The organism is Rhodoferax sp. GW822-FHT02A01 (assembly GCF_038784515.1).
GTDB lineage: Bacteria > Pseudomonadota > Gammaproteobacteria > Burkholderiales > Burkholderiaceae_C > Allorhodoferax.
Genome location: NZ_CP152376.1, coordinates 2,979,688 through 2,999,763, shown reverse-complemented (window position 1 = coordinate 2,999,763; position 20,076 = coordinate 2,979,688). Strand labels below are relative to the sequence as shown.

Here is a 20,076-nt window from a genome sequence, read left to right as displayed (position 1 = left end):
GCTTCGGGTTCGATTTGGTCGGGTGCGATGAACGCCCCATCTGCCTTTCTGAAGGTTGTGCCAGTCCTGCTTGACGCACTGATGCATCCACCAATCCGGAGGCGTCAAACCCCATCTCGAGGCAGGAGGACAAAGTACCAACGCGTTCTCCTCTTAAGGAACAGAACATGAAGTCAGAAACATTGCCTATGCAAACCCAAGCCAAGGTATTGGGCAGCCGCTACAAGAAAACACTTTTCTATAGCATCATCTTTCTGACGGCAGGCACCTTTCTATTCGGATGGAATACAGCGGAAACCGAGAAGACAAATGTACTGACCGAATTACGCTCACACGGCGACGAGATGCAAATCCTGCTGGCCAGTACGCTGGACGTCGCCAAGTCACATATCCACGTGATGCGCCATATTGCCGAGACGCGCCTGGACAACCCGGAGCTGACGGACACGGGTTATTCGGCAAGAATTGCCAGCGCGTCGTTGGGCTCACCTGAGGACTCACCGTGGGACAACGCCCGAAGCAGTTTGCGTAAGCACATTGGCTCGATCACCATCAATCCCCAGGCGAAACTGAATCAAGAGACGTTCAAGCGCGACGTGTCGGCCATCAGCAGTTCCATTTTCCAGGCGGATGGAATGCATGAGTACCACAGGTTTTTTCAGAGGAGTCATTACTATGACGCACAGAAGCAATGGTGGCTTACGTATCCCGCTCAGTCGCGGCAGGAGCTGCTGAAGACAACGGATACCAACAGCATTTCAGCGGCCATTGATACGATATTTGACGCCAGTGGCATCCGCCCGCTGGTTACTGCGGGACCAATCAACAACCCCAAGCGTGCCGATATATGGACGGATCCCTATTGGGATGCCTTGGGGGCAGGCATGACGGTTACGCTTCTTGCGCCCGTGTACTCCAATGACAATTACATCGGGGTGCTGTGTGCCGACGTGACCCTCAGCATACTGAACAATGTCCTGTCAGAACGACCTCTTGAAATCGGAAGAGCCTTCGTCGTGAATGACTCGGGAGTCATATTGGCAGACAGTGTCAGCACCAACAAAAAAACCGGCAGCATCGTTCATATTTCAGACCTGATCCCATCCACGCCACTGAAGCAGATTACGTCATCCGACAAATCGGAATACGTGGGCAGTGATGCCACCTGGTTCAAACTGCCCATTGATGGAACGAAATGGACATTGCTGCTGCAGGTGCCGGATGCCGAAGTGCATGCAAGGCTTGTGAAAAGGCTTGCACCCACTCTGGCACTTCCGCTTGCATCCGTGCTTTGCCTGTTCGCGCTGGCCTTTATCCAAAACAAAAAATATGTGCTTCCCGCAATGTTGCTGGCTGACTACTTCGATCGGCTGAACGCGAATAGAAATCCCAACAAACCCAAGGTTCCATCCATCTGGACCCACACGTTTGATCAGGTGGAGCGCGCTGCCAGGGAACGCGAGAAGATCAGATCGGAAATGGCTGCGAAGAACCAGATCTACTCCAAGGGTCTGGCCTCGACTTCCCTGTTGCTCAAACTGATCGGCAAGTCCATTGACAATCTGCAGCGCATATACGAAGGAGCCACATTTGAAGCTCTAAAAATTTGCGAGGCGAATTACGTCACCATCTTTCTCATCCGTGAAAACGTCATCAGTCTGGCCTCTGCCGCGCCTGAACGCTCGCACAAGACGCATGCATTGTCAAAGGCCTTCCCCACGAAGATACCTGCCCGATCGTTCTGCTCCGACTTGCGCGTGGGCGATGTTCTGCAATTTGACATGTTGAATGATGTATCCGTAACCAACGACCCCATATTGGAAAAACTGCATTCCGCGGGTAACGGTAGATTGCTGGCATTGCCACTGAACCATGAAGATAACGTGGCTGGATTGTTGTGCGCGATGAAACCGGTCGGCCAGATATTTACCGACGACGAGGTGCGTCTAGTGTCTCTGCTGTGTGATCAGGTGATGATCGCCGACAGGATGTCACGGCTGTTCTTGGGTATACAGAGTGCGCAATTGGTTGCAGAGAACGCGACACGCGCCAAGTCCGATTTTCTGGCCAACATGAGCCACGAAATCCGCACACCAATGAACGCCATCATTGGCCTTTCGGGACTTGCACTGAAGAACGCTTCTCCCGCACGCGTTCACGACTATCTGGTCAAGATCAAGAACTCGGGGGAGCACCTGCTTGGCATCATCAACGACGTACTGGACCTCTCAAAAATTGAGGCGGGTCGACTGGAAATTGAGCACGTTCCCTTTGAGCTGGAAGGGGTGATAGAGAACGTGGTCAATCTCATCGCTGAAAAGGCTGATGTCAAGGGGCTGGAATTGCTTTGCAGCGTGGAGCGCAATGTACCGGGAACGTTGATTGGCGACCCGTTGCGCCTGGGTCAAATCCTGGTCAACTACGCCACCAACGCGGTCAAGTTCACGCAAAGAGGACAGATTCGTATCCATGTCCAATTGGCGCAGGCGACGGCCACAGAAGCCGTGGTGCGCTTTGAGGTCAGTGACAGCGGCATAGGATTGAAGGAAGAGCAATTGCCCAAACTATTCCAGAGCTTTACGCAGGCCGACAGTTCCACCACACGCCAATATGGTGGCACCGGCTTGGGGCTGGCCATCAGCAAAAGACTGGCCGAGGGCATGGGCGGTGAAGTGGGCGTCTCCAGCAGATATGGCAAGGGCTCCACTTTCTGGTTTACCGCAAGACTGGGAATCGTCGCCAACAGTCGTCACTCCATGCCTGCGCTGACCATTGACCTGCACGGAAGGCGCGTGCTGGTGGTCGACGACAACAAGGATGCAGCACAGATTCTTCTCAACATACTGGGTGAAGTGGGCTTTGCTACGCGTCATGCTGACAGCGGTGAATCTGCATTGCAGATGATCAAGGCCGCCCACTCCATAGGTCAGCCGTTTGATTACGTGTTGATCGATTGGCTTATGCCTGGGATGGATGGGCTGGAAACCATTCGTGCCATCAAGGCGTTGCAACTTCAGCAGCTTCCTTTCATCCTCATGGTTACGGCGTACAGGCGCCAGGAGTTGGTCAAGAGCGCCGAGCTGCTGGGTGTGGAGTACGTTCTTGCCAAACCAGTGAATGGCTCCACGTTAGTGGACACCATGATGCAGCTCACGGGCAACGCTGTACCGTCGATCAGACTGCAGCACTCCAGCGTCATCAAGAAGGGGAACGAACTCGAAGCTGCATTGCGGGCCGTGCGCGGTGCCCGCATCCTGCTGGTGGAAGACAACGTACTCAATCAACAAGTGGCAATCGAATTGTTGACCGATGCTGGCTTTGAAGTGGATATGGCCGCAGACGGTCGTGCTGCCCTTGACCGCGTGGAAGAAAGTGTGGAACTACAAAGGCCCTACGACCTGGTGCTCATGGATATGCAAATGCCCGTGATGGACGGCGTCACGGCCTCACAGCACCTGCGCCAGCGCCACAGTGCCCAGGAGTTGCCCATTGTGGCCATGACCGCCAGTGCCATGCAGGCGGACCGCGATCGCTGCCTTGCGGCCGGCATGAATGACTTTGTCACCAAACCCATCCTGCCTGCGCAGCTGTGGCAAAGCCTGTTGCGCTGGATTGCACCGCGGGAAGGCTTGGGTCAGACCAGCAAGCCAGCCCCATCAACGGATTCCATGCCGGATTCGGACCTGCCGCCTATTGAATTGCCGCTGCGCATTGCCGGGCTGGACATCGAGCGTGGCGTGGCGCTCATGGGTCAAAACCAGGGCCTGTATCTCAAGACGCTGAGAACATTCGCCTCCACCCAGAGCAGTGCCATGGACGAGATCCGCCTTTCGCTGCAATCCCAGCGCGTTGCCATCGCGGAGCGACAGGTCCATACCCTCAAAGGCCAAGCGGGCTATCTGGGTGCCGTGGATTTGTACGAGGCAACTGCCGAGCTGGAGACATTGCTGGGCAAAGGCAATGTGGAGTCCCACGAATTCGAGCTGTCACTGCATGCAACGACACAGCAACTCTCAGCGCTGATCGCGTCCGTGAATCGGGCTCTTCCGCCCATGCCGGAAGAAGTGCAGCGTCCACAAGATCAAGCCGTTCTGCCACAGGAACAAGCCACGGAGCTGATGCAGGACCTGGAGCACCTCGTAAAGAGCAACGACCCTTACGCACTGGAAATACTGGAGATGTACCGACAAACACTCAAGAGCTGCATGGAGGACAGCTTCGAAACATTTGAGACTGCATTGCAAAATTTCGATTTTGAAGCCGCAGCAACGCTGTTGGAGAGCGTTGCAAGCGGAAGCGACTCAGCCTAAATTGGCTTCATAAACAGACCGATGGTCAACACCACACCAATGCAGACAATGGCCACGCGCAGCACCTTTTCATTGACCCGGTGCAACGCCCAGGACCCCATGAGTCCACCCAATATGGCGCCTGAGCTCAGCACCACGGCTTCCAGCCAATGCACCTGGGGCGAGGTGATGAACAGCAAGACGGCTGAAGCATTCATGACGCTGGCCAATGCGTTCTTGGTTGCACCCGCATTGCGGGTGGGCAAGCCCGCCATGGTCAGCGCGGCCATCATGAGAATACCAATTCCGCCGCCGAAGTAGCCGCCATAAATGGCAATGCAGAACTGCGCAATACCGGCCCCCACCGTGCCCAGATGTGCAGAGCCGCTGCGGATCTTGCGAAAGAGACTTCCCCAGGCGAATACGGTTGTGGCAAACAGCACCAGCCAGGGTACCAGTCGGGCAAATACGCTGGAAGGCGTGTTGAGCAGAAGCAGGCCGCCCAGCGCCCCACCCAGGATACTGATGCCAAATAGCGCACGAAAGGAAAGCTTGCCTGCGCCGGTTACCAGCGCCCGTCCTGCCAGGCCTGAGGTCACTTGTCCTGGAAAGAGTGCAACCGTCGATGTAATGTTGGCCGCCAGCGGCGACATGCCAGAAATGATCAGCATGGGCAGTGTGACGAATGAGCCACCTCCGGCCAACGAGTTTTGCAAGCCAGCCCAGGCGCCCGCGATAAAGATAAGAGCAATCAACATAACGATTCCAAGGTTAGGGTTCCGTGCGCTGTCGGTGCGCAGGACTTACATCAGGCAATAGTCCACCGGCAACAGCGGGGGTGGAATTTCTTCCTCACCAAGCGCTTCCCGGACAGTGATTTCGATGCTTCGGCAAATGGCGTCCAGTGGCAGGTCGTTCGGAGAGCTTCCGAAAGGCTCCTCAATTTCATCGCCCAGTGCATCGAGTCCGAAAAAAGTGTATGCGACGATGGCAACCACTACCGGGGTCATGAATGTCAGCGTATCAACTAGGCCAAAGGGCAACAGCAGGCAATAAGCATAGGCCGTTCGGTGCAACAGCAGCGTGTAGGAAAACGGCACCGGAGTGCTGTTGATACGTTCGCACGAAGCAGCAGCGTTGGTCATGGCTGACAGGGTGCTGTCTATCTGGGCAACCACCTGCGGGTCTGCCAGCCCGGCGCGGCGCAGTGCACCAAGGTCCGCCCCCATGCGCATCATCAAGGCCGCACTGTGATTGCTGGCCTTGGCCACATCGGCCCACTCCTGCAGGCTGACAAATGCCTGGACTTCGGCGCCCGACGGCGTGCCCCGCAATTGCAGACGCAAGGCATGGCAGAACGCCACCGCCCGGTACAGCATGCGTGGGCGCAAATCTTCCTGACCAGGTGCGGGTGCATCCACGAGGTAGAGGCACTGGCGCGACAGATTGCGACAGCGCAGCAGCAACTCTCCCCACAGTTTGCGCGCTTCCCAATAGCGGTCATAGGCAGCGGTATTGCGAAAGCCCAGGAAGATGGCCAACGGCAATCCCATGAGTGAAAAGGGAATGGGCGACAGCGTGACCTTGAATTGAAAGAACATGCCATGGGTCACCGTGACCGCGGTTGCCAGTGCGATATTGAAAATCAGGATTTTGCTGATGCGCGGCAGTATGGAACCGCGCATCAGAAGAAACAGGTCAAGCCCGGTCGGTCGGTCTCGTACGATCATGCAGTATCCAGGCTTTCAGAAGAGGCTCCCTGTGCGGGCAAGAGGTGGATTCTAAGGGTTAACCCTTGATTTCTCGAGACATCTCTACAGGTTGCAGACGGGGCCTGCGTCAACTCTGGACGGCCATCGGCACTGCATCGCGCATGATGGAAACAAAGCGCTGTAGTCGCGACGGATAGAACTGCGCATGCGGATAGGTCAGGTAGACCGGCAACGGTGCCGCCTGCCACTGCGGCATCAGGTGCAGCAGGCGGCCTTGCGCGATATCGTCGGCGAGCAGCCACGCAGAGCCGACGCAGACCCCCAGTCCCAACAACGCCGCGCTGCGCAAGGCGTAGAGGTTGTCCGTGGTGAAGCGGGGACGAATAGGAACCTGCCGGACCTCCCCCGTCACGTTATGCCTGAGCACCACCTCGTTGCGGTAATAAGTCCCCAGAGCCAGCCAGGGTAGATGCGCCAGATCCCCAACCTCGGCCGGCAGCGCATCATCCAGCACGGAGGGCGCCGCAACGACGAAGCGCGGCACCTCGGACATCTTGATAGCCACCACCGCCGGATCCTTGGGCTCTCCCACCTGGACCGCGCAATCAATACCTGAGCCGATGTAGTCCTGCACGTCGTCCCGCAACAGCCATTCCACGGTGACTTGCGGGCACTCCTTCAAGAAGCGGGCCAGGGGCAGCACAAATTTCTCCTGTCCGAAGGCGTGGGGGACTGCCACGCGCAATTTGCCCTGGGGTTCCTTTTGCGTTCCGCGCAGGTCGGCCTCAAAAGCAGCCCAGCTTGCCAGCAGCTCCTTGGCTCGCTCGAAACAGCGCTCGCCGTCAACCGTCAGCCGCATGCCGTGTGTGGAGCGCTGCAGCAGACGCACGCCCAGATGCCGCTCCAGCGCCTGCAAGCGGCGACTGACCGTAGGCTGCGTGGCGTTCATCTGCGCAGCAGCTGCCGACAGGCTGCCGGACTCCACAATGCGCACAAAAGTACCCATGAGCAGCATGCTCATGTCTGCGTCTGCAGCGCCTGCGGCCATGAGACCCGATGTCTTGGTACCTATACGGTCAGTAGGAAATTTGCCACTCGTTTTCATACGTTCAATGTATAACAAATATGCTTGGCAACCTACTACCACCTTTCCTTCTTGGCTTTCACAATGCAGCCATGCTCCAAATATCCTGAAGGAAAAGACACATGTCGGTTATGCAACCATCGAATTTCAATAAAGGCCCAGCGCCTGGCAACGGTACACAACCAGCGGCTGAAGCCGAGCTTCCTGCAACGCTGGTACTGCTACTGGCCACCGGGGCGGGGCTCAGTGTGGCCTCTCTGTATTACAGCCAGCCCATGCTGGGCGTACTCGGCGATGAACTCAGCGCATCAACCCGCGCCATCGGCTGGGTACCCACGCTGACCCAACTGGGTTACGCCCTGGGACTTTTTCTTCTGGCGCCGCTGGGCGACCGGTTTGACCGCCGCAGCATCATTCTGGGCAAGGCTGCGCTTTTGGTGCTGGCCCTTTTGCTGGCTGCCCTGGCACCGTCCATACAAGTATTGCTCGTTGCCAGCCTGGCAATTGGAATCACTGCAACCATGGCACAGGACATCGTTCCTGCCGCTGCCACGCTGGCGCCCGTGGCGTATCGGGGACGGGTGGTGGGCACCGTCATGACCGGGTTGCTCCTGGGCATCTTGCTATCCCGGGTAGTGAGCGGCTTTGTGGCGGAGCACTTCAGCTGGCGCACCATGTTCTTTGCGGCGGCGGCCAGCGTTGCCGCCATTGGCGTGGCGGCCATGCGGGGACTGCCCCATTTCAAACCAACGACATCCCTACCCTACGCTGCCTTGTTGGGTTCATTGGGCAATCTATGGCGCCGCTACCCCGCCCTGCGCCGGGCTGCATTGGCCCAGGGTTTGCTGTCGGTAGCCTTTAGCGCATTCTGGTCCACGCTGGCGGTCATGTTGCACTCGGAGCCTTTCCATCTGGGCAGTTCGGTCGCAGGAGCTTTCGGTTTGGCTGGCGCTTCAGGTGCACTGGCCGCCCCGCTGGCCGGACGACTGGCTGACAAGCGTGGACCGGAGTTGGTGACCCGTTTGGGTGCAGGCTTGGTGATGTTGTCCTTTGTGGCCATGGCCATGGCGCCTTGGCTATCAAGCCATGCGCAGTTGGTGCTGTTGGTGGTTTGTGCGGTCACATTCGATCTGGGCGTACAGGCAGCGCTGATCGCACACCAGACCATTGTGTACGGCATTGAACCCGCCGCCCGTAGCCGACTGAACGCCGTGCTGATGGTTGGTATGTTCGTTGGAATGGCCACTGGTGCCGCCCTGGGCAGCACGTTGCTGGCTCAGTGGGGATGGGTGGCGGTGACCTTTTTGGCCGCAGGTGCCTCATTTGCTGCGCTGCTGGTGCGCCTTTCGCAGTCCGGTATTTCGACCACGGTCGGGCTGACCAACCCTTGAAAACGACCAAAAAACCCGTATGATTAGCACTCAAGTCTGGCGAGTGCTAACATTGCCGACTGAAAACAACCTGGGTGCTGACGCTTTGGCGTCGGCACTTTGCTTTTACCTCTGTTTCAAAACCAAGGAGATTCCTCATGAAACTGCGCCCATTGGCCGACCGCGTGATTGTCAAACGCGTTGAAAGCGAAACCAAAACTGCCTCCGGCATCGTCATCCCCGACAACGCTGCTGAAAAGCCTGATCAAGGCGAAGTGCTGGCTGTTGGTCCCGGCAAGCGCAATGACAAGGGCGAACTCGCTGCCCTGACTGTCAAGATTGGTGACCGCGTTCTGTTCGGCAAGTACAGCGGCCAGACCGTCAAGGTGGACGGCGACGAACTGCTGGTGATGAAAGAAGACGACCTCTTCGCTGTGGTTGAAAAGTAAATTGCGCAGCAATTTACTTTCGGCGCAGGCTAACTTTGCGCAGCAAAGTTAAGGGGCGTAGCCCCGGGCCGCAGCCAAAAGTACCCTCGTTACTTACTTTTTTAATTTACTGAATTCGGAGAAATCACATGGCAGCAAAAGACGTAATTTTCGGCGGCGAAGCCCGCGCACGCATGGTTGAAGGCGTGAACATCCTGGCTAACGCAGTCAAGGTGACACTGGGCCCCAAAGGCCGTAACGTAGTTCTGGAGCGCTCTTTCGGCGCCCCCACCGTGACCAAGGACGGTGTGTCCGTGGCCAAGGAAATCGAACTCAAAGACAAGCTGCAGAACATGGGCGCACAGATGGTCAAGGAAGTTGCTTCCAAGACTTCTGACAACGCTGGTGACGGCACCACTACCGCTACCGTTCTGGCGCAAGCCATCGTGCGCGAAGGCATGAAGTACGTGGCAGCCGGCATGAACCCCATGGACCTGAAGCGCGGTATCGACAAGGCTGTGGAAGCCCTGATCGCCGAGCTGAAGAAGGCTTCCAAGCCCACCACCACTTCCAAGGAAATCGCCCAGGTTGGCTCCATCTCCGCCAACAGCGATGTTTCCATTGGTGACATCATTGCCAGCGCAATGGACAAGGTCGGCAAGGAAGGCGTGATCACCGTGGAAGACGGCAAGAGCCTGCAAAACGAACTCGACGTCGTTGAAGGCATGCAATTCGACCGCGGCTACCTGTCTCCCTACTTCATCAACAACCCCGAAAAGCAATCTGCGATTCTGGACAACCCCTTTGTGCTGCTGTTTGACAAGAAGATCAGCAACATCCGTGACCTGCTGCCCACGCTGGAGCAAGTTGCAAAGGCTGGCCGCCCCCTGCTGATCATTGCTGAAGATGTCGAAGGCGAAGCCCTGGCAACTCTGGTGGTCAACACCATCCGCGGCATCCTGAAGGTTGTGGCTGTGAAGGCTCCTGGCTTCGGCGACCGTCGCAAGGCCATGCTGGAAGACATCGCCATCCTGACCGGTGGCAAGGTGATCGCAGAAGAAATCGGCCTGACCCTGGAAAAGGTGACTCTGGCTGACCTGGGTTCCGCCAAGCGCATCGAAGTGGGCAAGGAAAACACCATCATCATCGACGGCGCTGGCGCCGCTGCTGACATCGAAGCCCGCGTCAAGCAAGTGCGCGTGCAAATCGAAGAAGCTACCAGCGACTACGACCGTGAAAAACTGCAAGAGCGCGTGGCCAAGCTGGCCGGCGGTGTTGCCGTGATCAAGGTTGGCGCTGCCACCGAAGTCGAAATGAAGGAAAAGAAAGCCCGCGTGGAAGACGCCCTGCACGCTACCCGCGCTGCTGTGGAAGAAGGCATCGTGGCTGGCGGTGGCGTGGCTCTGCTGCGCGCCAAGCAAGCTGCCGGCACCATCAAGGGTGACAACGCTGACCAAGACCACGGCATTGCCCTGGTGCTGAAGGCTATCGAAGCTCCTCTGCGCGAAATCGTTTACAACGCGGGCGGTGAAGCTTCTGTGGTGGTGAACGCTGTGATGGCTGGCAAGGGCAACTACGGCTTCAACGCTGCCAACGACACCTACGGCGACATGATCGAAATGGGTATTCTGGACCCCACCAAGGTGACACGTACTGCTCTGCAGAACGCTGCATCCGTGGCTTCCCTGATGCTCACAACCGAATGCATGGTTGCCGAGACTCCCAAGTCCGAATCCGCTGCTGGCGGCGGCATGGGCGGTGGTGATATGGGTGGTATGGGCGGCATGGGCGGCATGGGCATGTAATTGCTCCTTGCCTGAGTGGACCTGTTTCACTCAGCCGCATGAACAAAACCCCGCAGGGCTAGCGCTCTGCGGGGTTTTGTTTTGGGTACTTGCTTCTTGTTAAAGCTTGTTGGGATCGAACTGCTTGCGGGCCTTGAGTGCTGCTTCACGCACAAAGCAGCTTTCCTCATGGTCATTGACCAGGCCCATGGCCTGCATGAAGGCGTACATGGTGGTGGGGCCAACGAACTTCCAGCCACGTTTCTTCAAGTCCTTAGAGAGTGCCACGGATTCGGCATTCTGGGTCATGGCGCGCAACGTATCGCGGGTGATACGTTTGGGACGGCTAGATGCCGGTGGTTCGAATTTCCAGAAGTACGCTGCGAGCGAGCGTTCAGACTCCAGCAGCTTCTCTGCACAACGCGCATTGTTGATGGCCGCTTCGATCTTTCCGCGATGTCGCACGATGCCGGCATCGCCCAGCAGGCACTCGACGTCCTTTTCGGTAAAGCGTGCAACCTGTGCAACGTCAAAGCCCGCGAACGCCGCACGGAAGTTCTCGCGTTTCTTGAGGATAGTGATCCAGCTCAGTCCCGACTGAAAACCTTCCAGACAGATTTTTTCAAACAGCCGGGTGTCGTTGTAAACGGGGAAGCCCCATTCACGGTCATGGTAGTCACGGTAGATCTGCGAATCGTCTACCCAGAAGCAGCGTGCGTGTTGGATTGTCATAGCCCGCAATGGTGCACCAAATCCGTCGCCAATTGCGATGCTGAGGTGAAGTGAATGCCCTTCCATCCCAGCTCGCGCGCCGCCTCCACATTGCCTGGCATATCGTCAATGAATACCGTGCTTTCGGCGGGAAAGCCGTAGCGGGACTGCAGCAACTGGTAGATGCGCAGATCGGGTTTGCTGCAATGTACATCCGCGGAAAAAATACCGCCGTCGAAGTGCCCCAGGAAGGTGTGCTTGGACTCCAGGTCACGTGCATAGGGCGCAGGCATATTGGAGAGAAAGTACACACCGCTTACGCCACTGCCAGCTTCGCGCCTGGTGAGCAACAGCTGCAGTATCGACAAGGAGTCCGGCAGGGGAAGCAACCACTCGGGGATTGTGCTGAACAGATGGTGCAGCGTATTGGCGTCAAGGCCCAACCTCTTCGAAGTGCGCTCCGTGACGGCATCCAAGTCCAGCAGGCCTCGGTCAAAGTTCTGCCAGTCTTCGTGGCCGAACACTTCTTGCGCCAGTCGCTTGGCCTGTGACGTATCAACGGCGTGCTGCGGAAATACTTCTGCCACGATGTCGACCGGCCGCCAGTTGAACAGCACCGCTCCAAAATCAAAAACAATGTTCATGCAACAAGCTCTTCCATTGACAAGGCGCGCAGTGCGCGGCGTAGTGCGGCCGCCAGGTAGGCCGGCTTTGTGCGTCCAATCCGAACCTCGGGCGTGCCGTGCCATTGGGCACAGCGCAGAATAGCGCGCGCCACCTCTTCAATCTGCATTTCAGTCCAGCGCGGGCCCTGCTGTACATATAAGGCCCTGACTTCGAATACGCCATCGGCGCGATGTGCCTTGGCATCCAGTCTGCCAATCAGCTCGCCGCGACACAAAATCGGCAGCACAAAGTAGCCATATACCCGCTTGGGCTCGGGCGTATAGCACTCAAGGCGGTAGTCAAAGTCAAACAGAGTCTGCGCCCGCTCACGGTCCCAAACCACCGGGTCGAAAGGCGAGAGCAGCGCAGTATGGGTTGCATGCAATTTGTCGGCTGCAGCTTTTTTCACCAAGGCGGCCTGACTCCGGTGCACATATCCGGGAGAGTCCCATCCGCATACCTTGATGTGCAGCAGATCGCCCTGCTCCACCAAGGTGTCCAGATCCACGTCCTTCAATCGGGGTTTGCTGCGGTAATAGTCATGGATCCAGCGTGCCTGCGTCACGCCCAGGGCGGCAACGGACTGGCAAATGAACTGAGCGCGCACCGCGGCGATTGCAGGCACATTTGTGGCATCTCCTGCACCGGCCTGGCCACCTGAAAGGCTTTCGGGCTGGCCCAGCAAATGGGGCACAACCCGGTGCGCCAAGTCGTACACGCGCTGAAATTTATCGCGTCGCTTCACCATCAGTTCGCCGGAGGCAAACAGCGCTTCCAGCCACCGCTTTTCATCTTTCCAGCCCCACCAGGCCGAACTCGCGCCGTCCGGTCTTTCAAAATCAGAAGACTTCACTGGGCCATGGGTATGGATGTGTGCCAGCAATGTATCCAGCTCGGCCCGCTGCTTCGCGTGGATTTTCTGGGCATGGGCGAGGCCCCAATGAGAGCGCGCCTCGCGGTTGAAAACGCGATGCGCCAGCAGGTCGGAAATGGGGGCAAAGCAGGCCTCATGGGCCCAGGTCTCAAACACTTCGCCTTGGGCCAAGGCGTCTTCCAACCACTGCGCGGGATAAGCCCCAAGTCGCGAGAAAAGGACCAGGTAGGGGCTGCGCGCCACCACGTGAATCGTGTCGATCTGCAACAACCCCATGCGCGCGAGGCAATCACGCAAGGCCTTGCGCGTTGCCCGCTTGGCCGGGGGATGCAGCAGGCCCTGTGCAGCCAGTTGCAGGTTGCGCGCCTGCTGCAGTGTCAGTTCAACCGGATGACGACGCTTCAAGCGCAGAGTGCTCCGGGTTCAGGCCCGCAGCCGCGCCAGCAAACCGGCCGTGGACCCATCCAGGCCGGTAGTATCGCCACTGCCAAGGCGAGCCTCAACGTCCTTGGCCAGCACCTTGCCCAGCTCCACACCCCACTGGTCAAAGCTGTTGATACCCCACAGACTACCGCTGACGAACACACGATGTTCCTGCAAGGCAATGAGCGCACCCAGCGATGCGGGTGTCAAATCGTCCAACAGCAGGAATGTGCTTGGGCGGTTGCCGGGGAAATGCTTGTGACCTCCCGCATCGACCTTGCCGACCATCAATGCCTGTGCCTGCGCCAACACATTGGCGAGCAACAAGGTGTGATGAGACGCGAGTGCATGGCGAGGCTTCTTGACCGCCACAAACTCCAGAGGAACGACATCGGTGCCCTGATGCAGCATCTGAAAGTAGGCGTGCTGACCGTTGGTGCCCGGCTCGCCCCACAACACGGGCGAAGTGCCAAACGGCAAGGCGGCACCCTCGGCGTCCACCCGTTTGCCGTTGCTTTCCATTTCCAATTGCTGCAAGTAGGCAGGCAAACGACGCAGTGCGCTGTGATATGGAGCAATGCTGCGGCTGGTGAATCCATGGAAGTTGCGATACCAAAGGTCCAACAGGCCCAGACGCACGGGCAGGTTCTGCTCCAGTGGCGCTGTGCGGAAGTGCTCATCCATGGCGTGCGCGCCCGCCAGAAATTCCCGGAAACCTTGAGCGCCTATGGCAATGGCCAGCGGCAATCCAATCGCAGACCAAAGCGAGTAACGTCCGCCCACCCAATCCCAGAAACCGAAGGTCGTGGTGATGCCGAAGGCATTGGCCGCTGCAACATTGGTGGTGAGCGCAGCAAAGTGACGGGCGGTATCCGTACCGCCCTGCGCTTCGAACCAGGCCTTGGCCGAGCGCGCATTGGTCATGGTCTCGATGGTGGTGAAAGTCTTGCTGGCAATCAGGAACAGCGTGCTGTCTGCCTTGACCGTCTTCAGTGTAGCCGCCAGTTCATGTCCATCCACATTGCTGACGAAATGCAGACGCTTGCCAGTGGTGGCAAACGCGTCCAACGCGATCACCGCCATTTGCGGTCCCAGGTCGGAGCCACCAATGCCGATGTTCACCACATCGGTGATACCGCTGTCAGAGCGCACACTTTCTGCAAAAGCCAGCATGGCATTCAGCGTCTCATGCACCTTGGCCAACTCCACCGAACGGTGACTGCCGTCTTGCGATGATTCCGGCGGTGTGCGTAGCAGCACGTGCCAGACTTCGCGCCCCTCGGTGTGGTTGATCTTCTCACCGGCAAACATGGCATCGCGGTGCTCCTGCAATCCGCTTTGTCGTGCCAAATCGAACAGCAATTTGTCCGTTGCAGCGTCTATGCGGTTTTTGGAAAGGTCTGCGAATACATACGGTGCACTTTGACTGAACGCCTCAAATCGCCCTGCATCCTGCGCAAATGCCTGGCGCAGATCAAATGCCTTGCCACTGTTGTCATACGCCAGTTGCAGTTGTGCCCAGGCGGGAGTGCGATCACATCGTGTACGTGCCATGGTGTGGTTCTTCTAAGTGGAAAATTGGAAAGACAGTATCAGTCGCGTGTTCAAGCCGCTAGCAACAGCTTCTCGAGTTTGACCGCATCCACGCAGAATGCACGAATGCCTTCGGCCAGCTTTTCGGTCGCCATGGCGTCTTCATTCAGCGCAAAGCGAAAGCCGGCTTCGTCCAGGTGCACATGTTCCATGTCCAGGGTTGCTGCCTTGTTGGCGTCCAAGGCGCGCTCAATGGGGCTGTTGTCGGCGGCTAGTGCGGCAAGCAGATCGGGGCTGATGGTCAGCAGATCGCAGCCGGCAAGAGCAGTGATCTGGCCCACGTTGCGAAAGCTTGCACCCATGACTTCAGTTGCGATGCCAAACTTCTTGTAATAGTTGTAGATCTGCTTGACGGACTGCACACCGGGATCGTTTGCGCCAGCCTTTTCGGATTCCACCCATGCAGCGCCAGCCGACTTCTTGTACCAGTCGTAGATACGGCCAACAAAGGGAGAAATCAGCTGCACTTTGGCCTGCGCGCAAGCTACTGCCTGGCAGAACGAAAACAGCAAGGTAAGGTTGGTGTGAATGCCTTTGCGTTCCAGCTGCTCTGCTGCCTGAATGCCTTCCCAAGTTGATGCGACCTTGATCAGCACGCGATCCACATGGATGCCCTGGGCCTGATACAGCTCGATCAGACGCTCGCCGCGTGCCACCGTGGCGCTGGTGTCAAAGCTCAGACGCGCATCCACTTCAGTGGAAACACGGCCCGGAATGATCGAGAGGATCTCGCAGCCAAAGCGCACCAGAAGACGGTCCACAATTTCATCGAGCGGGCGACCACGGTACTGGTTCACCGTGTCCTTCAGCAAAGGGGCATATTCGGCTTTTTGCACCGACTTGAGAATCAGCGATGGATTGGTCGTGGCATCCTGGGGTTTGAACGCGTCCAATTGCTTGAAGTCGCCTGTATCGGCGACCACGGTTGTCCATTGTTTAAGGGCTTCGAGTTGGTTCATGGTGCAGTTATCGCAGAATAAAAAGTCACTTGAATTATCAATGAAACAAAGTTACATTACAACGTCAATATTTATGTAACTTTTAATCATGAGCTTTGATCTTGTCATGTTTGGCGGCACCGGTGACCTTGCTTGGCGCAAGTTGATGCCGGCTTTGTTTCAGGCATTTCGCCATGGCACACTACCGGAAGGTGGACGCATCATTGGCGTAGGCCGTGAAGACATGGGCACTGCCAAGTACCGCGCGCTGATGCAATCGCGTTTTGACAATGTGGATTTGGCCAAACGCCCCAGTGCAGAGGAATTTGGTCGTTTTGCAGCCATTCTCGAATACGTCAAGATGGACTTGTCCAAGCCTGATGATTACGTCACGCTTGCCAATACCCTGAATGAACGCAATGCAGACACGGTTGTCATGTACGTGGCAACCGCGCCGGCGCTGTTTACCACGGTGTGCGAACAGTTGGCCGCAACCGGACTGAATACTGTAAAGACGCGCGTCGTGCTGGAAAAGCCATTGGGCCACGACCTTGCGTCCAACCGCACCATCAACAGCACAGTGCGTCAGTACTTTGCAGAAAATCAAGTCTTTCGCATAGACCACTATCTGGGCAAGCCTGCTGTGCAGAACCTGTTTGCACTGCGATTTGGCAACGCATTGTTCGAGCCGCTCTGGCGGCGCGAGCACATCGCCAATATCCAGATCAGCATTGCCGAAGATCTGGGCGTGGAGAGCCGTGGCGCCTTTTACGAAAACACCGGTGCGTTGCGCGACATGGTGCAAAACCATGCGCTGCAATTGCTTTGCGCCATTGCCATGGAACCGCCAATCAATTCGCATGCCGACGCTATCCGTGATGAAAAACTCAAGGTACTGCGCTCTCTCAAGCCATGGACCAAAGAGGCACTCACGCATGACGTGATACGAGGTCAATACACTGCAGGCACCAGCGGTGGCAGCAAGGTTCTTGGTTACCGCGAAGAAACGGGTGTGAACCCCAACAGCAATACCGAGACCTTTGTCGCCTTGCGCGCTGAGATTTCGAATTGGCGCTGGGCCGGAGTCCCCTTCTATATCCGCACCGGCAAGCGCCTTGCCGGACGCGAGGGCAGCATCGTCATCAATTTCCGCGCCACGCCCCACGCCATCTTCAACTCCAACATCAATGTGGCCAACAAGCTGGTCATCCATCTGCAGCCCAAGGATGGTCTGGAATTGCACCTGCTGGCGCAGGGCCAGGCCAGCCGCAGTGTCAAAGGTGCCGCAGCACAGACGCTAGCGCCCGTTCAACTGGATTTGGACTTCGACAAGCGCTTTGGCTCTGAGCGTGTGGGTGCGTATGAACGCCTTTTGCTCGATGTCATCGATGGCCGTCTGAATCTGTTCGTGCGCAGTGATGAACAGGAAGAGGCATGGCGCTGGGTGGAGCCCATGATCGACTACTGGGCCAATGACCCGCAAGGACCACGCATGTACTCAGCCGGAACCTGGGGGCCGAGTGCGTCCAGCGCCATGATCGCCCGCGACGGCTTTTGCTGGAGTGAAGAATCCTAACTGGAGAGCACCATGCTCGAACGCATCAAAGCCTCATTGCCTTCGCTGGCTCCCGCCGAACAGCGGGTTGGCAAGCTCTGCCTGGCGGACCCGCGGGTATTTGCCAAGCTGCCTGTCAGTGAACTGGCGGACCGGGCTCACGTAAGCAAGCCCACCGTCGTGCGATTCTGTCGCAGCGTGGGCTATGACGGCCTATCGGATTTCAAGCTCAAGTTGGCCGGCACCGTGAATGAAGGTGTCCCCTTCATCCATCGCAGCGTGGATGTCGATGACAAGACCAGTGATGTCATGGTGAAGGTCATCGACAACACGGTGGCTGCTTTCCTGAAATACCGCAATGACGCAAGCAGCATGGCCATCGAAAAGGCGGTCAACGCACTGCTCGAAAGCTACAACTCTGGAAGACAAATCCAGTTTTTTGGAGTGGGCAATTCCGGCATCGTGGCGCAGGATGCGCAGCACAAATTCTTTCGCCTGGGCATCAATACAACGGCCTATAGCGACGGGCACATGCAAGTCATGAGTGCTTCCATCCTGTCTGCAGGCGACTGTGTTGTCGTCATCAGTAACTCTGGGCGTACGCGTGATCTGATGGATGCTTGTGACATTGCGCGCAAGAACGGTGCGACCACTATTGTCATCACTGCCACCGGCTCACCTCTGGCCAGCGCCGGCCACATCCACCTGAGCGCCGATCACCCTGAAGGCTTTGACAAGTACAGCCCCATGGTCTCACGCCTTCTGCACCTCATGATCATCGACATCCTGGCTACTTGCCTAGCGTTGCGCATTGGTGGCGGCAAATTGCAGCCACTGCTGCGCGAAATGAAGCACAACCTGCGCAGCAAGCGCTACGCCTAGTTGCAAAGATGTTCATTGGTTTTCGGAGCTTACATATTAAGCTCGCCTAAACGCCCAAAGATCTCTTGGGTAAACAGTTGTAAACGCGTACCGAAAGTAGTGGCTCCGCTTGCCTGAACAGTTTCCCACCGAGAGATAAAGAGAATAAGGGCGGGTTGAATTTATGCGATGTTGACCACGGGAAAAGCGGTGGTCAACGCGAGGGCATCTGGGGTTTTCATTTATTGCAGACTGGGCTATCTTGGTCATTCATTCCTAATTAGCTTGCTCTGGCGGCCTGTCCTCCATGCTGGAATGAACCCGTTTCATGGTTGTACCAGTGATGTATTGCGCCACGTTGGCCTTGGCCTCACTGACCGCAGTGTAAGCGCGCAGGCGGACACTCATATTTCACTGATCGGGGTGTGTCCGGAATTTCGTGTAAACAGGGCGGACATCAGTTTGCGGAGATGCGATCTCCAAGCTGAATGGCAAACTGGGGCAGTGCTGCCGTCAAATCGACATGCCGACAGGCACTATTACTTGGTGAGAGAGGAGGACGTAAGTAGCGGCAACGTCCGAACGACCACCACAATGCTGAGCTTTTCACCTAACAAAAAAGCCCCGCTGTGTTTCCACAGCGGGGCTTTTATTCAATCGAATTCAAAGCTGACTTACGCCAGCGTCAAATTAGAAGGACTTGGCGATGGCGATTTCGTTGTAAGTGTTTTTGTCGGAACCGGCAGCTTGTGCAGCAGCGCTTGCGTCGTAAGACTTGTACTGCCACCAGATGGCGGTAGACTTGCTCAGAGCATAGCGAGCACCAACACCCCAGCCGCTGATGGTGCCGTCGATAACGTTCAGACGACCGCTATCCTTGTGCTGACCCCAGTCCAGACCAACGGTGAAAGCACCGACAGGAACGTTCACGTTCAGCATGGTATCGTTGGAAGTACCGTTTTCGTAGGAATCAGACTCGTAAGCGCCACCAACAACGGCCATGCCGAAGTTGTAGTTAGCACCAACGCGGGCACCAGTGGTGCCGCTGGTACCAGCTGCCAGGCCGGAACGGTTGTCTTGAGAGATGAAGCCCACGTTCGCGTTCAGAGCACCGGAGGAGTAGATAGCGCTGATGATAGTCTTGCGCTGCAGAGTGTTACCGGTTTGACCAGTTCCCATACCTGCGTCGTTAGCTGCGTTAGTTTGGAAATTGGGTTCACCCCAGTAGAACTGAGCTTTCAAGCCAGGGATCAGGTCAGGCGATGTGTAAACCACTTGGTCGCGGTAAGAACGGGCACCCCATACGTTGCCGTCGAAGCAAGGTGCAGCACCTTGAGCAGACATCACGCACATGTAGTCGCTGTTACGGGTAGTTTGCATGTCAAACTTACCGAAACCACCGGTCAGGGACAGAGTGGTGTTTTCGCCTTGCACATTGCTGTTACCAGCGGATTCACCGTTACGGCCAAGACCGATCAGGCCCATGTGTGCAGCAATCTTCATGCCGCCACCCAGGTCTTCCACTGCGTCAATGTACAGTTCGTTGGTGTCGACGCCGAAACCGGAAGCGTCGGACTTGGTCGCGCCATTGTGGGAGCCAGCCCAGCCCCATTCAACGTCACCAGAAATGGTAACTTGTGCGAAAGAAGCGCCAGAAGCAGCCAGAACTGCCAGTGCAACGAGAGTCTTTTTCATGTAGAAATTCTCCAAGGTTAAACAAAGGGCTCCAGGTGGAACCCCGGGCCAACCTCCTAAATCAAGGAAGTTGCATGTATTGCACCAGACCGG

General features: G+C 57.0%; 15 protein-coding genes. 6 read left to right on the top strand and 9 right to left on the bottom strand.

Annotation, left to right across the window (positions count from 1 at the left end):
- Nucleotides 1-167 precede the first annotated feature (167 nt).
- Nucleotides 168-4,310, top strand: a complete 4,143-nt coding sequence (locus tag AAGF34_RS14075) for a response regulator (RefSeq protein ID WP_342616355.1) — start codon at nt 168-170, stop codon at nt 4,308-4,310.
- Here the strand turns inward: AAGF34_RS14075 and AAGF34_RS14070 are convergent.
- From AAGF34_RS14070 to AAGF34_RS14060, 3 genes are all read right to left on the bottom strand, one after another.
- A complete protein-coding gene (locus AAGF34_RS14070) occupies nt 4,307-5,044 on the bottom strand; it encodes a sulfite exporter TauE/SafE family protein (RefSeq protein ID WP_342621095.1) in 738 nt (245 codons plus the stop codon). The genes AAGF34_RS14075 and AAGF34_RS14070 overlap by 4 nt on opposite strands.
- 48 nt (nt 5,045-5,092) lie before the next feature.
- Nucleotides 5,093-6,019 (bottom strand): bestrophin family ion channel, encoded by a 927-nt coding sequence (locus AAGF34_RS14065; RefSeq protein ID WP_342616354.1) that lies wholly within the window; start codon nt 6,017-6,019, stop codon nt 5,093-5,095.
- Nucleotides 6,020-6,128: 109 nt separating this feature from the next.
- Nucleotides 6,129-7,049: a LysR family transcriptional regulator gene (locus tag AAGF34_RS14060; protein ID WP_342621094.1), complete on the bottom strand. Its 921-nt coding sequence runs from the start codon at nt 7,047-7,049 to the stop codon at nt 6,129-6,131.
- A 158-nt stretch (nt 7,050-7,207) separates the two neighbouring features.
- Here AAGF34_RS14060 and AAGF34_RS14055 point away from each other — a divergent pair, with 158 nt between their 5' ends.
- The 3 genes from AAGF34_RS14055 to groL all read left to right on the top strand — a co-directional run bounded on the left by AAGF34_RS14055 (nt 7,208) and on the right by groL (nt 10,688).
- Nucleotides 7,208-8,476 (top strand): MFS transporter, encoded by a 1,269-nt coding sequence (locus tag AAGF34_RS14055; protein WP_342616353.1) that lies wholly within the window; start codon nt 7,208-7,210, stop codon nt 8,474-8,476.
- A 137-nt stretch (nt 8,477-8,613) separates the two neighbouring features.
- On the top strand, nt 8,614-8,904 hold the full coding sequence (groES, locus tag AAGF34_RS14050; RefSeq protein WP_342616352.1) for a co-chaperone GroES: 291 nt from the start codon (nt 8,614-8,616) through the stop codon (nt 8,902-8,904).
- A 128-nt stretch (nt 8,905-9,032) separates the two neighbouring features.
- Nucleotides 9,033-10,688, top strand: a complete 1,656-nt coding sequence (gene groL / locus AAGF34_RS14045) for a chaperonin GroEL (protein ID WP_342616351.1) — start codon at nt 9,033-9,035, stop codon at nt 10,686-10,688.
- Between the two features lie 99 nt (nt 10,689-10,787).
- Here groL and AAGF34_RS14040 read toward each other — a convergent pair whose 3' ends face one another.
- The 5 genes from AAGF34_RS14040 to tal are packed head-to-tail and all read right to left on the bottom strand — an operon-like array spanning nt 10,788 to nt 15,893.
- A complete protein-coding gene (locus AAGF34_RS14040; protein WP_342616350.1) occupies nt 10,788-11,399 on the bottom strand; it encodes a DNA-3-methyladenine glycosylase I in 612 nt (203 codons plus the stop codon).
- Complete coding sequence (locus AAGF34_RS14035) at nt 11,396-12,022, bottom strand: HAD family phosphatase (RefSeq protein WP_342616349.1); 627 nt, start codon at nt 12,020-12,022, stop codon at nt 11,396-11,398. The genes AAGF34_RS14040 and AAGF34_RS14035 overlap by 4 nt, the downstream gene beginning before the upstream one ends.
- On the bottom strand, nt 12,019-13,323 hold the full coding sequence (locus AAGF34_RS14030; protein WP_342616348.1) for a crosslink repair DNA glycosylase YcaQ family protein: 1,305 nt from the start codon (nt 13,321-13,323) through the stop codon (nt 12,019-12,021). Before AAGF34_RS14030 ends, AAGF34_RS14035 begins: the two co-directional genes overlap by 4 nt.
- 18 nt (nt 13,324-13,341) lie before the next feature.
- Complete coding sequence (gene pgi, locus AAGF34_RS14025; protein WP_342616347.1) at nt 13,342-14,895, bottom strand: glucose-6-phosphate isomerase; 1,554 nt, start codon at nt 14,893-14,895, stop codon at nt 13,342-13,344.
- Between the two features lie 50 nt (nt 14,896-14,945).
- Complete coding sequence (tal, locus tag AAGF34_RS14020; RefSeq protein ID WP_342616346.1) at nt 14,946-15,893, bottom strand: transaldolase; 948 nt, start codon at nt 15,891-15,893, stop codon at nt 14,946-14,948.
- Nucleotides 15,894-15,981: 88 nt separating this feature from the next.
- Here tal and zwf point away from each other — a divergent pair, with 88 nt between their 5' ends.
- Together zwf and AAGF34_RS14010 are read left to right on the top strand one after the other, a co-directional pair.
- Complete coding sequence (gene zwf / locus AAGF34_RS14015) at nt 15,982-17,448, top strand: glucose-6-phosphate dehydrogenase (protein ID WP_342616345.1); 1,467 nt, start codon at nt 15,982-15,984, stop codon at nt 17,446-17,448.
- Nucleotides 17,449-17,460: 12 nt separating this feature from the next.
- Entirely contained in the window at nt 17,461-18,309 is an 849-nt protein-coding gene (locus AAGF34_RS14010; RefSeq protein WP_342616344.1) for an SIS domain-containing protein, read from the top strand.
- Between the two features lie 669 nt (nt 18,310-18,978).
- On the opposite strand, the gene AAGF34_RS14005 is transcribed toward AAGF34_RS14010, so the two are convergent.
- Entirely contained in the window at nt 18,979-19,983 is a 1,005-nt protein-coding gene (locus tag AAGF34_RS14005; RefSeq protein WP_342616343.1) for a porin, read from the bottom strand.
- Between the last annotated feature and the right edge of the window lie 93 nt (nt 19,984-20,076).

Bases quoted from the DNA above. Each gene is read 5' to 3' on its own strand.
- groL (WP_342616351.1), top strand. From the start codon at position 9,033: ATGGCAGCAAAAGACGTAATTTTCGGCGGCGAAGCCCGCGCACGCATG.
- pgi (WP_342616347.1), bottom strand. From the start codon at position 14,895: ATGGCACGTACACGATGTGATCGCACTCCCGCCTGGGCACAACTGCAA.
- AAGF34_RS14010 (WP_342616344.1), top strand. From the start codon at position 17,461: ATGCTCGAACGCATCAAAGCCTCATTGCCTTCGCTGGCTCCCGCCGAA.
- AAGF34_RS14065 (WP_342616354.1), bottom strand. From the start codon at position 6,019: ATGATCGTACGAGACCGACCGACCGGGCTTGACCTGTTTCTTCTGATG.
- zwf (WP_342616345.1), top strand. From the start codon at position 15,982: ATGAGCTTTGATCTTGTCATGTTTGGCGGCACCGGTGACCTTGCTTGG.
- AAGF34_RS14035 (WP_342616349.1), bottom strand. From the start codon at position 12,022: ATGAACATTGTTTTTGATTTTGGAGCGGTGCTGTTCAACTGGCGGCCG.
- tal (WP_342616346.1), bottom strand. From the start codon at position 15,893: ATGAACCAACTCGAAGCCCTTAAACAATGGACAACCGTGGTCGCCGAT.
- AAGF34_RS14060 (WP_342621094.1), bottom strand. From the start codon at position 7,049: ATGGCCGCAGGCGCTGCAGACGCAGACATGAGCATGCTGCTCATGGGT.
- groES (WP_342616352.1), top strand. From the start codon at position 8,614: ATGAAACTGCGCCCATTGGCCGACCGCGTGATTGTCAAACGCGTTGAA.
- AAGF34_RS14075 (WP_342616355.1), top strand. From the start codon at position 168: ATGAAGTCAGAAACATTGCCTATGCAAACCCAAGCCAAGGTATTGGGC.
- AAGF34_RS14040 (WP_342616350.1), bottom strand. From the start codon at position 11,399: ATGACAATCCAACACGCACGCTGCTTCTGGGTAGACGATTCGCAGATC.
- AAGF34_RS14055 (WP_342616353.1), top strand. From the start codon at position 7,208: ATGTCGGTTATGCAACCATCGAATTTCAATAAAGGCCCAGCGCCTGGC.
- AAGF34_RS14005 (WP_342616343.1), bottom strand. From the start codon at position 19,983: ATGAAAAAGACTCTCGTTGCACTGGCAGTTCTGGCTGCTTCTGGCGCT.